The organism is Humisphaera borealis (genome assembly GCF_015169395.1).
GTDB lineage: Bacteria > Planctomycetota > Phycisphaerae > Tepidisphaerales > Tepidisphaeraceae > Humisphaera > Humisphaera borealis.
The window spans coordinates 3,728,675-3,742,578 of record NZ_CP063458.1 but is presented as its reverse complement, the minus strand read 5'-3'; the positions used below and the strand labels follow the sequence as shown (position 1 = coordinate 3,742,578).

7 protein-coding genes are annotated in these 13,904 nt (G+C 64.1%); 1 reads left to right on the top strand and 6 read right to left on the bottom strand.

The window, feature by feature from the left end; all coding sequences use genetic code 11:
• The first annotated feature begins 52 nt into the window (after positions 1–52).
• Entirely contained in the window at positions 53–4,135 is a 4,083-nt protein-coding gene (locus tag IPV69_RS13940) for a hypothetical protein (RefSeq protein WP_206290291.1), read from the top strand.
• A 159-nt stretch (positions 4,136–4,294) separates the two neighbouring features.
• Here the strand turns inward: IPV69_RS13940 and IPV69_RS13935 are convergent, their stop codons facing one another.
• From IPV69_RS13935 to IPV69_RS13910, 6 genes are all read right to left on the bottom strand, one after another.
• Positions 4,295–5,314, bottom strand: a complete 1,020-nt coding sequence (locus IPV69_RS13935; RefSeq protein WP_206290290.1) for a DUF481 domain-containing protein — start codon at positions 5,312–5,314, stop codon at positions 4,295–4,297.
• Between the two features lie 248 nt (positions 5,315–5,562).
• Entirely contained in the window at positions 5,563–6,957 is a 1,395-nt protein-coding gene (locus tag IPV69_RS13930) for a DUF1552 domain-containing protein (protein ID WP_206290289.1), read from the bottom strand.
• A complete protein-coding gene (locus IPV69_RS13925; RefSeq protein WP_206290288.1) occupies positions 6,954–10,001 on the bottom strand; it encodes a DUF1588 domain-containing protein in 3,048 nt (1,015 codons plus the stop codon). Before IPV69_RS13925 ends, IPV69_RS13930 begins: the two co-directional genes overlap by 4 nt.
• A 356-nt stretch (positions 10,002–10,357) precedes the next feature.
• Complete coding sequence (locus IPV69_RS13920) at positions 10,358–12,049, bottom strand: ankyrin repeat domain-containing protein (protein WP_206290287.1); 1,692 nt, start codon at positions 12,047–12,049, stop codon at positions 10,358–10,360.
• Positions 12,050–12,251: 202 nt separating this feature from the next.
• Positions 12,252–12,608 (bottom strand): STAS domain-containing protein, encoded by a 357-nt coding sequence (locus IPV69_RS13915; protein WP_206290286.1) that lies wholly within the window; start codon positions 12,606–12,608, stop codon positions 12,252–12,254.
• 141 nt (positions 12,609–12,749) lie between these two features.
• Positions 12,750–13,871 (bottom strand): AIR synthase-related protein, encoded by a 1,122-nt coding sequence (locus IPV69_RS13910; RefSeq protein WP_206290285.1) that lies wholly within the window; start codon positions 13,869–13,871, stop codon positions 12,750–12,752.
• Between the last annotated feature and the right edge of the window lie 33 nt (positions 13,872–13,904).

The following is a 13,904-nucleotide window of genomic DNA, read 5'->3' as shown; positions in this document are numbered from 1 at the left end:
CCGTATTCTCCGTGGTGAATGGTTTGCGTTAGGATGGGCGGCCGGGTTTGCCATGTCCGACCTCGCCCAACTTCCTCCGGCCGTCCGCCGATATCTTCGCGGCTGCGTCATGCGTGGTCGCCGGCTGGCGTTGATTCGCGGCGCAGGTGTCGCCGCGTGTGTGTTCCTGGGGGTCATGCTCGCAGCATGTCTGAGCGATCGTTTCGTGCAGTTTCCCGCGGCCGTTCGCGGCCTGCTGCTCGGTGCCGCCGGGCTCACCTGCCTCGTCCTGGTCGTTCGCCCGCTGCTGCAGCTCACCAAACCCGAGATCGACTGGCTCGCCGTCACAGAGCAGATCGAAACGCAGGATGATCGCTTCGGCCAGCGGCTGCTGACCGTCACCTCCCGTCTGCTCGGCGAACACAATTATCGCGGCTCGGACGAGATGCTCGACAAGCTCTCTTACGAGCTTGATCGCGAAGCCGCCGCCGAACGCCCCAGTCGACTGCTCCCCGCCAGGCGGGTTGTCGGCCCCTGGCTGCTGTTCGCCGTGCTGCTGGGGATCGCGTACGGCCTGATCTCACTTCCGGATATCAACCTTCCCCGGCTGGGCCTGCGCTTCCTGACCCCGTGGCAGCCCATCGACCCGGTGACGACCACACAGCTCGTTGTAGTTCCCGGCGACCGCGATCTGGCGCAGGGCGCGCCGGCGACGATCGAAGCCTCCATCCGGCGGCTCGGCGGGGGGCTTGCCTGGTTCCACCTGGCCGAGGTGGATGACACCGACCCCTCGTCTCTCCAGGACCCACCCTGGCAGAAGTTCCAGATGTCGATCCGCGATCTGCCGGCCGCCGACGGAGTGACCACTCGGCCCGCCACGCAACCCGGCCCGCCTGCCACGCAACCGGGCTCGCCCGCCGGTTCCGACGAGCCGATCCATTTCACCTACACGCTCACGTCGATCGACCGCGACGTCAGGTATTACATCACCGCCGGCGATGCCAAGAGCCGGGTCTACACGCTGCGTGCCCTGCGGAAGCCGGCCATTGCCGAGTTCCGCGTGCGGTTCATTTATCCGCCCCACACCGGCCGGCCACCGGCGACGTTCACCAGCGCTGACGGCCGGCTCGAAGCGCCGACGGGCACCGAAGCCGAGCTGACGGTTGTCTCGACCGAACCGCTGAAATCCGCCCTCCTTACCTACGCCGGCGAAACCCAGGCGATGGTGCGTCCGAACGACGACGCCACCGGCCGTTTCCGCCAGGCGAAGGTGCTCCTGTCTCGCGACGGCAGGCTCGATTTCGGGCTGGTGAGCACTCGCGAGCAGGCCGGCATCGGGCCGGTGACGGCAGAAGTCAAAGTCGTCCCCGACCGACCGCCGATCGTCCGCGTCGGCGTTACCGGGCAGACCCTTCGGCTGGGGCCGCGCGACCTGCTTCCGATCTCGTACGAAGCGCTGGATGACTTCGGCATCGATGCGCTCACGCTCCGAGCCCAGGTCGGCTCGGCGGCGCCGGTGGAGTTCCCGGTGGTTGCTGCCCAGCCATCGGGCGAACCGGGCGACCTGCCCGCCGGTGGGGCATCCGGTGCGGGCCGGACGTCTCCCGATCCGCGCCGCCGCGAAGGGCTTTACGATCTGGACCTGGCCCGACTGCCATTGGCCGTGGGCGACGTGGTCACGCTGGTGTTGGCCGGACGCGACACGTCCAACCAGTTTGCGGTCAGCGAAGCGTTGCACGTGCTGGTGTCGCCGCGGTCGGTCGGGATCGATACCTACGAGCTGATATCCGAGCTGGACGCCGCGGCGCTGCTGGCGGCTTCGGTGGGGGACGACCTTCAGGAAGCCGCTAAGCGACTGGCCGAAGCCGACCCTGGCACATCCTTCACCGGCGGACGGCTCAGTCGGCGGTTTTCGGCGGCGGGATCGGCGGCGGCGCTGGTGCGGCGGGCACTGGTCCGTGGCATCGGCCGCGAGCCGTCGCCCGAACTGTCGGCCGCCATGCTCGCCTGGATCGATGAAGCGCAGACGCTGTCATCGACCGCCGAGTCGTGCTTCCGCGAACTGGGGGGCGAGCCGCGGCTTAGCGATTCCTCGACCAAACCCTCGCCAAGGAGCAGGCCCGCCCCTGGCGAACTCCTCGCGCTGACGCGCGGACTGACGGAGCTAGCCAACCGCCTGGCCGAGCAGTTGCGGATCGGGCGGGACGGATTGCGGTCGGCAACGGTACTCGCCGACCTCGAGAATGCCGCCGCCATCGAAAAACGCGGCCCGCCCAAATCGACCGGAACTGCGGCCGACAAGGCTGCGGTCGATCGCTACAAGCAGTCGCGCGACAGGATGCGCGACGAGATCAACGCAGCCGGCAAGGCCCTTTCGCTGCAGCCTTCGGCAGGAGACTTCAAAAAGAAGCTGCAGGGCCTGGTCGATCGCGGCAACGAAGTCTCGCGTGGAAAGTCGAAGGTCGACTACATCGCGGCGGCCCGCGAATGGTCGCAGCAGGTCCAAAGAAACACCTGGCAGCCGATTGTGCTCGACGAGCGGATGTCGGCGGCGGCCCAGGCCGAGGCCGTTCGGCCGGGTGGCGATCTGCGAATCGCCCGCGACTTGAACCTTGCCGCCCGCGCCGCCGCCGCGATCGATGCCGCCGGCGACCGCACCCGCCCGGTGCCGGTCAGCCCGGCGACCGCCAACGCGTATGTGTCGGCATTCGAGGCGCTGGCGCGGGAGCACGCCGTCCTGCGCCGCCCGACAGACCTCCGCATGGCCGACGAGCAGGCGACAATTGCCGCCAACGCCTCGAAAGCCAGGGCGCTGATGGAGCAGTGGTCCGGGCAGGGGGCCGTCGCGGCATCGCCGCCCACAACCGCGCCCGTGGCGCGGACGGCCGCGCTGGAGGCGATCGCGCTTCAAGCCGGCGCGGCCGCCGCCGAACGCAACTACGAGGCCGCCGACAGCGCCGACGCGGCGTTATCGCGGCAACTGGCGTCACAGAGTTCGACCGGCGACGTGACGCAACAGGCGCTGGAAAAGGCCCGCCGGGCCACCGTCGCGGCGCGGACGCTCGATACGGCCCGGACGAGTCAACTCGAACTCGCCGGGAAAACCGCCGCGGCGAATGTCGCCGACGCCCCGGCACTGGCAGATGCACAGCGGCAGATCGCGAGCGATCTGGAGACCTCTTCGCGCTACCGCACGCCGGTCATCGCCGGTATCGCCGGCTCGACCTTCAACGCCCGCGACAAGACCGCCGAGGCGTACTTGGCGGCGCAGAACCGCCTGGTCGCCATGCCGCAGCAGGTCGCCAGCCTGCTGGAGGCCGACGCCACCTACCGCGAGGCGGCCGAGCGAACGAGGCTCGCAAGAGAGGAACTCGACCGCGCGTCCCCCGCCAACAAGGCCGCCGCCGCCCGCATGGCGGAGATGGCTCAGCAGGAACAGGCCGCCGCCGCCGCGCGGCTTGCCGAACAGGCGCAGGCGATCGGGCCGGCAATCGGTCAGAGCATGCTGGTCAATCTGGATTCGGCGGCGGGGCGGTCCGCGGACGATCCTTCGCAGGCCCGCGACGTGATCGCGACTCAACTGACCCCGGCACTGAAATCACTGGTGGAAGCCGTCGGCCCCAAGGCCGGCGAGCGCTCCGCGTCGGACCGGGCGCGGGTCGACCGTGCCGCCGCCGAAGCCCGGCAGGCGATCGATGCGTCGCAGGTTGTCGTCGCCCGCTGGCAGGACGAACTGGCGATGCAGGATCCGTTGACGTCGGCCCGGTGGTATGCCCGCGCCGCGGCCGACGCGCTGTCACGCAAGCCCCCGGATTTCCGCGCCGCCGAGAAGTCGCAGCGGTCGGCGGTGTCGCTGATGTCTCGGGCGCGGGACGACACACTTCGATACGCCTCGGGCCAGCGCGTGCTCGCGGTGCGCTCGGCCCGGCCGGTGATGGTCGCGCCGGCCGACACACCCGCCGCCACGGCGGCCGACCCGGCGGCGCCCCCCACCTCGGCCTGGTCGATCCTGTCCGGCGAGTTTCGCAGGCTCAGGCCACGCGAGATGGACGAAGCGACCGGATTGCTGCACCGCACCGATCCGCCGGGCTACGAGGCGTCGATCAAGGCCTACTTCGAGGCGATCGAGAAAGGGCGGGAACGGAAAGAGAAGTGACGAAAAACGCGCCAGGTCCCCGACGTAACCGGCCGAGAACCTGGCGCGTCAACCAAACCACTTTTGCATTGCTGGCCTTTGCCAGCTCCAGTCGGCGACGCCAGCGGCCTGACCGCAGCGGCGCAGACACCTTTGGGGCTTCGCAGCGCGCTTAGGCAATCAGAACGTCCAGCCGACGCCCAGGATGTACCGCAGGTCGCTGCGGCTGGAATCGATCGCCGGGGTGGCGTCGTACTTGAACTCGACCTTGAACTCGGTGAAGAAATTGTCGGTCAGCTCGGCGCGGATGCCGGCATCGGTCAGCAGGTAGTAATCGCTGATGCTCTCGATGCTCGGGTAGAACGTCAGGTTGTGGAAGACGCTGACGCCTTCGCGAAGCTTCTTGTCCACGTGGTAAGCCAGCTTCAGGCTGATGTTCTCGTTGGCGTCTTCGCCGGCGTAATCTTCGTAGACGTACGCCAGACCGGCTTCGGTCGAGAAGTTGAAGTCCTTCTTTTCAATCCACTGGTAACCCACACCGACGGCAGGCGTCAGGCGGATGTCGAGGTTGGCGATGCGGTCCTTCTCGACGCCGAAGCTGCCGAACGCGTAGAACTTCTCGTTGAAGAAGTAGTCGTACTTCGCGCCGATGCGCCAGTTGTCGGTGCTCGTCGATTTCTCGCCGGTCGTCGGGTCTTCCTGCCGGCCGAAGAGGTACTGGCCGTTAAGATTGAGCCGGTCGTTGTCGGTGCGGCGGGTTGCGTCGATCGCGATGTTGATCGCCTCGGTGTTGCTGTTGCCGCGCGTGATCAGGCCGCCGGCGACGAGACTGCCCGTCCAGGTTTCCTTCTGGTTGATCGACTTGATCGACTCGATGGGAACATTCTGCGCGGCAACCGCGCCGGGCTTCACGGCGACTTCGCCGGCCTTGTCGGCGGCGGCCACCTGCTGCTTGATGATCGTGCCGTCCTTGAGCTTGATCGACACCGGTGCGTCCGAAGCAAAGGTCTTGACGTCCGCGAGATCCACTTCAACAGTGCCGGCGACCGTCGACTTGATCTTCAGCTTGCCGTCTTCGGCCGAGACGATCTTGCCGGTCAGTTTATCCCCGTTCTTGAACACGATTTCGTCCGCCAGCGCCGCCGACGAGAAGGCTCCGCCGACCGCGATAACGGCCAGGGTCTTGAACAATCCGCGCATGAATCCTCCACCAGTGAAGGCCGCCGAAGCGGCCGGATTTGGGGCGAAATGCGCGAGACGGCAGGACCCTCCGGCCTTTCACGATTCACCCTGGAAACCGAAGTAGCTTCTAGCGGAACAACGGCGGAGATGTCAAATCGCGGTTCGATTCACAAAATATGAACTGCAATAGAGTTGCGCGGGGATTCCCTTCTGTGGCAGCCCGGCCGGCAGCCCACACGCGAGCACTGCTTCCTATTTGCACTTTCTCAAGCGAGGAACCGTTTGATCGGCCCGGCCTGATCCAACTTCTTACGAGACATTTCGAGGTCGAAATCGCCGTAATGCTTGATCGGATTGCCGTGCGCGTTCAGCAGCGTTGTATACCAGTTGCCGATCGTCTTGTGCCCCTCGGTTCCATGATAGGGAAGGCGAATGTAGCGGCCGGCCATGTCGAGCTTGCAATTGTTACCCGCCATGATGACGAAGGGTGCTTCGAAACCCCATCCGTGATGCGTTTCGCCGCCCTCGGGGAAGTACATGATCATCGTGTTATCGAACAGGGTGCCATTGCCCTCGGGCGTTGCCTTGAGCCGTTCGACGATACGAGCCACCTGCTGGATATGCCCGATGCGAATGTTCTCGCGGATCTTGTCGGCCGGAACGCCGCTGTAGCTTTCATTGTGACCGATGGCGTGGATTGAAATACGGTCGGACTCGTTACCGGGCAATCCCCGCACAGGCGTGGATAGCTCGTCAATCGTGTAGGTCACGACATTGGTCAAACCGGTGATGAGCGCGGCGATGAGAATCTCGGTCATCGCTTCCTGCTTTTCGGGGTAGCTGGCATTGGGGCCGCCATCAGCGTGGATCTTGCCAATCTGCGGGATGTGCCTGGCGATGGAACCAGCCATCTTCGACAACTTCTGGTTGCGCGCCTGGATGGCCTCGATGGAATCAATGTGGTTGCTGAGCTTGAGCTTCTCGTAGCCCTGCAGGATGCCTGCTTTAAAGGATTCCTCGCTTTCGAGGAACTTCAGCATGGCATTGTCGGATTCGACAGCGCCGGGATTGGTGACGGAACGGAAGAGCTCGTTGAAGGCGGTCTGAGGATCGGCGTAGCAGTAGTTCCGCTGGTGGGCGGCAGAAGCGGAATAGCCGGAGACAATCCCGGTCCTGAACGTGGAATAGTCGCCGGTGAGCGAGAGCTCGACGTGCCCGAACGGCGACGGGAAGAGCTTGGCCAACTCAAAATCGATCGTGGCGCGCTTGATGCCGCTCAGCGAATTGCGATTCGACTTGTACGCGCCCATGACGGACGAGAACGAGTAGTGGCCGTTCTCGCTCATCATGCAGGAAAGGCCCTGCAGGATGCACATGTTGGATTTGTGTTTCTCCAGAGCGCGCAGATACAGAGGTAGTTCGTGGTCGCGCAGGTCCACCTCAAACGGCAGCTTCTTCTCTTCCGAGGACTTATCCTTTGCCGAGAGCGTCGGCAGAGCAACCTCATTGGGGCGCTCGCCATTGGACTTGCGGATAAAGACGAACCGCTTCGGAAATCCGCTGGTCGCGGCTTCACCGGCGAACGACTTCAGGCACGGTGTCAGCGAAAGTGCACCGGCGCCCAGAATCGTGGATCGAAGGAAGTCTCGTCGGCTTTTCATGGGTTGTTCCCGTCGGTGATCGGTTTGCGGTAGATGAAAGAGTCGGAGGTCAGGAGCGAAACGATGACGGCATCAAAGCTGCCGCCACTTTTAACATAAGCCTGGTCGGCGTCGATCAGGGTTTTTGAGTCTGAGAGCACTTCATTGCGACCAAGGAAGTATCGGAACGCATGGCGGATGATCGACTGGCGAACTTTGGCGGATTTCGCCAGTCGCTCGGTCAATTCGATTGCGTTGCTGACATCGCCATCCAGTTTGGCGTCGCCGGTGCCGACGAGCTGGCCTTTGGCATCCACCGGAAGTGTCTTGTAGATGTCGCGTAGGTCAGCCTCGGGAGCGCCTTTGTCGGGCATCTTTTTGATCAGGTTGTCCGGATGTTCAAGTGACTCCTGCGTGCGAAAGCGACCGAAATCGTCATAGATTTCGAAAGCGGTGCCGAGCGGATTCATGCGTTCGTGGCACTTCCAGCAGTACTCAGCCTGGGTGACCTTGTCGAGGCGTTGCCGCAGGGTCTTGTGGTGATCTTCGGGAATCACTGCATCGACCGTAACCGGAACATCGGGAATGGTGCCGGCGAGGAGCTTTTCTCGTACCCATTTGCCGCGGCGGATCGGATCGGTTTCGGTGTTTGCGGCAAACGCGATGAGCCAGGCGGGATGGGTGAGGATGCCCTTGCGATGCTCCATCTTCGCGGGCTGGGCGGTTGGGTAGTTCCAACTGACCATATCAAGATTGAAGGCCTTGGCCACCTCGGAACCGCCGAGCTGTTTTCCGGTGCGAGTTTTGGCGGCACTGGGAACTCCGAAGACCGATGAGAACGGCGCGGTGACGGTCTCGCCTTTGCCGAGCCGCTGCGCGTAGTTGGCCATCATGTCTTTGAAGATCTTGAGCTGATTCGACCGGCCGCCGACTTTGCCGATGGCGTCCAGATTCAGGCCGGGCATCGGATTGGCTTTGAGGAACGGGATGTGGGCCCTCAACTGATCGTCGTTGAAGTTCTTCCAGTCTTTGTCCTTGAAGTAGTCGTAGATGCTACGGATGAGTGCCGTCGAGGCGGCCATCGCCTTGTCGTCGCCGCTGTGGTAGACGTAAAAGTCTTCCGTGGTCAGCAGGCGTTCAAACACGTTCTGATCCTGCTTGAGGATGTACTCCACAAGCATGTCGGCTTCGCTGACGATCCGCCCGGCGGCATTCACGTAGTTTCCACCAAATCGCTTGTTGTCCTTAAAGATCGACTGCATGGCCGGATAGCCGAAGAACTCGCGGAAGAAGCGGAGTTTTCGGATGGGGAGATCGGTGAAGCTGTCGTGCCCACCTCGCTCCACCGTTTCGTCGACGATGTAATACTGGCTGCGAACCTTGAGCATGCGCTCTACTTCGCGTCGGTAATCCTCGCGCGTGTTGAGCTTTCCGTTCTTCACGGCTTCCTGAAGTTCCTTGTCGGGGCTGCTGTCGGTCAGTGCGTAGGCCAGCGCAAAACTGGCATCACGCGGTGAAAGCATCTTGCGGCCGTACTGGTCTGCGGTGCCCTCACCAAACTCCTGCCGATAGACGAAATCGCTTCGGAGGATGAGCGTCTGAATGAGCCGCTCAATCGCCTTCTCGTTGCCCAGGTTTGGAAGATAGCCCTTGGTGAGCGTGACGTATTCCGCTGCTTCCTTTTGCGTCGGGGCACGTTCAATCACCTTGGCGAACAGCTGTTCGACGAGCTGGGCGATGGCCTGGTCGGTGACCTTGGCTTTTTCCCGTTCGCGTTGGAATCCGTCGCTCCAGTCGGCCATGCACCTGGCGATCACCGCAGCGTAGGTGTCGCCCGCCTGGCGATGCTTCAGTAGCGCGGCGCGGATGGTATCCATTTCGGCGGCGACGGGAGGTTTGCTGTTGGCGGGAGTGGCCTTGGGCATGCGCTTGACCAACTCATCCATGTAGCCACGCATGAAAAGCAGGCGCGTTTCAATCGTGCGCTGGTTCACGCCATGATGGAACCACTCCTGTTCGCACTTCAGGACCAGTTTCTCCCCTTCGACACTGTCTGTGCCGTGCTTCCTCATGCCGGACCAGATCTGTGCCAGTTCGTCGTTCGACGGCTTTGCCGTATCGAACACAGGCTTCTTGAGCGGCCTGCCGTCGGCACCCATGGTGGCAGCGGGAGGCGCCGGCTTTGTCGCGACGAAGGCCGGCAGCAGGCTGTCGTGCTTCTCCTTGTAGAGGTCGCGCAGCAACGCCTCGATGTTCAACTTCAGATAGTTCTCGCGCGCCAGAAGGATCTTTTCATGATCCCACTGCGACGCCATGATGGCCGTGACAGCAGTTAAGTAGTTCTTCTTCCTGCTGAGTTCCATCAGGTATGCCGACGATTCCTTGGCATTGGTGAGCATCGTTAACAGATGGCCGCCATCCAGCATCGTCGTGTCGTAATAGCGCACGCCGCTGTGCGTCGGCAGGAGAAACGGATTGGTCAGGTTTGCCCGGCGGTTGTTGTTGCCAATGACCTGGTGGTTCTTGCCGTCAACATTGAGTGGGGCGGTGTGGTCCAGCAGTTTGTTAAACTTCGCGTTGAAGATGTATTCGCTGATCAGCCAGCGACGGTCGGGGGTGAAGCCGGGGAGGTCCTTGAACTTCCCGGAAAACAACTTGTCGTGATCCACGACGTTGCCGAACTCCGGCTTACGCAGCTTGTCTTCCAGCTTCGAGGCATTGTGCTTCCGCAATTCCCCGCCGATCCACTCCGTCAGGAGGGCTCGTTCGTCTTCCGTGGGCGGCTTCTTTTTCTTTGGCGGCATCTCGCCGGTGAAGAGCTGCTCCTGGACGCGGTTCAGCAGATCCAATCGAGCATCCAGCGAGAGCCTCCCGAGATCGTCGAGCTTAACGTCGCCTTTTTGGTTGTCAGCGTTATGGCAGGAGAAACAGTAGTTATCGAGTAGCGTCAGCACCTTCTCGTCAACCCGGAACGGCAACGGTGGGGTAGATGCTGGTTTGCTTTCGGCACCCGACGCGTGGGTCGCGACGGCGAAAACGACTGCTACCAAAAGACTCGGTTTCATGGTTTAGATTTCGACTTCGGCGGTGCGAAGGCGAGATTACGGAAATCAAACAGCCGGGTGGATGTCACCCCGCCTGCGCTGCACTACGACTCGAACAGCGCTTTCCCCCTTGATTCGCCCACGTCAGCACGAGCATCGGCCCTGCCGGGTGCTTCACGAGCCTGGTGTAGACCGTCGCTACCGCGGGTTTATACCTGTGACCCCCGTCACTGTTGTCGGCCGACGCTCGGCGACCAGCCGGAAATCTGCCCCATTCTCCCCATGCCCGAATGCCGGGAATAGCCGTCGTGGCGACGACAGGCTTCGCGTGACCCCAATCAGAATATCGGACGCCGGCGCGACGCGTCGCCCACAGGTTACCTCGCCTTGGCTGCCAGCAGCGGCAGCACGCGCTTCTGCCCGCGCTGGCTCGCGTAATCGCCGGGCGTTCGGCCGCGGCTGTCCTTTGCCGACACCTTGGCACCAGCGGCGATCAGCACGTCCGCGATCTCCTTGGTGTCGTCCCAGGCCGCAAGGTGCAGCGGTGTTACTCCGGCGGCAGTGGAGGCGTTCACGTCGGCCCCTTGAGACAACAACAGCCGTGCCATCTCCCGCGCGGATGTGATCGCCAGCTTGCGCTGATGGTCGCGCTCCAGGGCGACTTCCGCTGCCGGCGATCCCGAGGTGCTGGTCGCCTCGGTCGAGGGTTCTTCGGCCAGGCCCAGGAGCGTCTTGCGGAGGCGGAACACGACCTGATGCAGCGGCGTCAGCCCCGATTCGTCCCGCGCCGCCACGTCGGCACCCTGGGCGAGCAAGATCGTCGCCGTCGCGCGGGCATCGCCTTCGACGGCGGCGTGGAGCGGGCTCTTGCCGCGCTTGTCCGCCGCGTTCACCTTAGCGCCCCGAGCCAGCAGCAGTTCGACCGCGTGCTGGCGATCGAACACCGACGCCCAATAGAGCGGTGTTTCGTCGAGAAAGCCGCGGGAATCGACCGGCGTCCCGCAAGCGATCAGCAACTCGCAGATTTCCGGATGCCCGCTGCTGGCGGCCCAGTGCAGCGCGGTCCAGCCCTGGCGATCGACCGCCTTGACGCTCGCGCCCCAGTCCAGGAGCAACTCGACAACCGCCTGCTCGCCCGCCAGCGCCGCCTGCTGCAACAGGGTTCGGCCGTTGTCGTCTTTTTCGTTGACGTCGCGGCCCTTCTCCAGCTCACTCCGGACCTGCGCGAGCCGGTCGCGGATCTTCTGCGTTTCAGGATCAACCGGCTTGGCGACCGCGACCGCGGGGGCCACTGTCGCCTGCGGCGCTGGGTTGTACGGGGCGGCCTGAATCGGTCCGATGTCCGGCTTGGCCGTCGTCGGCTCGACCGCTACCGGCGAACCCTGATCTGCTGCCGCGGGGGTCGGAGCCGGCGTCACCGCCAGCGTCGGAGACTGCGACACGGTCGTCGCCTCAACATTCGTCGACGGCACCGCTGCCGGAGACACGCCGGCGTCGATCCTCGCCAGCGGATTCCGCGGCCGGGGGTTCGGATCCAGATCAACGGACTTACCGGCCGCCGCGGGCGTCTCGGCGACCGATGGTGCGGCGACCGGAGGGATTGCGACAGGAGGCGTCGCGACGGGCGGCGCCGAAACCACGCGGTTGTCCGGTGGCGTAACCGTTGGCACGGGCTCCGGCAAAGGCCGGGTCGTCGGCACCGCGACAACGGGCTTCACCGGCGTCGCCGTCGCGACCGGTGTCACGGGTGATACCGTCGGCATCGCATCCGCGGAGGTCGTCGCATCCGCCGACGCCACCGCGACGCCGCTTGAAGCCTTGGTCTGTGTGCTTGAAGTTCCCGTCTTGGGACTGGTCTGTCGCGCCCCGCCCTGGGCGACATAAGGCTTGCGCGGCTTCATCACCGGCTCGGTCGGGTCGAACGCCCCGCCACCCGAACACCCGGTTCCCAGAAGTCCGGCCAAGACGCCCAGCGCCAGATGGCCTCGAAAAGCCTTGCCGCCTTTCCGGCCGTCGGCAGTCGGTGGGGCTGATTTGACGCGCTTCCATCCTTGAAATTGCGTGTTCATGTTGTCCCGTCCCGCAAGGTCACCCGAAGATCATGGGTTCGCGTCAGTCCTTGATTCGCGAACGACGGCGGACGTTCATCGACCGCCGCGGTCTTCCTGGTGCGCCTTCCGTGGCCTTTTCATCGCGCTCGCTCGGAGCGCCGAGTTGTCTTCAAGACGCTGTTCAAACCGATCGGCATCCGGCCCGGCAGGGCGAACGCCGCTACCTCGTGACCGCTTCCACCGCGTCGTCGCGGTCGGTGCGGATCACGAACAACTTCTCGAGGCTGCACGTGCGAAACACCTGGTGCAGCTTCGGGTTCATCCCGCACAACACCAGCTTTCCGCCGCCCTGGCGGACCCGCTGGCGAAGGTTGACCATCAGCCCGAGCACCGAACTGCCCATGTAATGCAGCCCGGCCAGGTCGATCACCCATTTCGAGCCGACCCTGACCTCGACCGCCGACATGATCGCGTCATGCAGCCGATCGAAATCCGCCGAGTCCACATGGAACGGCACTGCCAGTGCGAGCACCTGCACGACGCCTTCCTGCGATACGGCAAACCAGTCGTGCGACATGGGGCGACTCAAAATTCGATGACGCAACTATTAGATCAAAAATCAACGTCCGAGAAAAGCCGACGCTCCCAGATTGACCGTTGACTTCTCGAATCGATAGTAACACCCGCATCAGGTCTTCGTCATCGAACACGCCCCGGTTCACCTTACTTTCAGCGAATCGGCCTCAAACGACACGTTCAACGGCTCAATCTCCACCGCCTTGCGGTCACCCTGCTTACACACCTCACCAGCCACCCAGGCGTCGTAGCCGTTCGCCTTGGCCAGTTCCAGCGCCGCGGGCACATCACCGGGATCGACATACACCGCGAACCCGACCCCCATATTGAACGTGGCGTACGCTTCGCGCTCGTCCACCGGACCGTGCCGCTGGATGAAGCGGAACACCGGCTGGGGCTCGCGAACCACGCGGATGCGATAGACGAACGGCTCGACGAGCCGCATCAGCTTCCGCCAGCCGTGCCCGGTCACGTGCACCGCATAGTGGATCGGCACGCCCGCCCGCTGCAGCGCCGACACGAACTTCACATAGATCACCGACGGATCGAGCAGCGCTTCACCGTACGTCCTGCCGTCGCTCAGGGGCGTGAGGTACCCGTCGGCAAGGCCGTCGGCGAGTTTCCGGCACAGCGTCAGGCCGTTGGTCTGCACGCCGGACGACGCCAGGAAAACAATCGCGTCCCCGTCCCGCACGTCGCCGCCGACGCGAAGGGACTTGGGCTTGATGCGTCCGATCGCGCTGCCGGCCAGGACAATGGTCGAAGGGTTGACGATCCCGCGGAGCGTCGGCGTCTCGCCGCCGCCCCAGACCGCGCCGGCTTCCAGGCATGCCGCCGCGAAACCCTTGGCCAGTTCCACCGACCGCCGCGGATCCTCGAACCACGCCGCGTCGCCGACCGCGGCGTGCATCGCGACGGAGATCGGCACCGCACCCACCGTGATCAGGTCGTTGACGATCGTCGCGACGGTATCGATCCCCACGTTCGCGTAGAACGACCGGCCCGTCAGTCGAAGCATGTCGTCGGCGATCAGGTTCTTGGTGCCGAGCCCCTCCTCCACATGGGCGAGGTAGTGGTCGCCGGCGTCGAGCAGGTAGGCGCTTTCCCCGCGGATGCCCGCCGGCTCCAGAAGCCCGTGCGCCGCGAGCGCCGAGACGGTCTGTCCCGCCGCCTGCTGGCAGGCACGTTTGAAGGCGTCAAGCTGGTCGTAGTTTACGCCGGCCGACTCGTAGCTGAGCCCGCCCGGCGAGGCGGAATCGGTCATGGGAACGGTGTACGGCAAATCCCGCCGGATCGC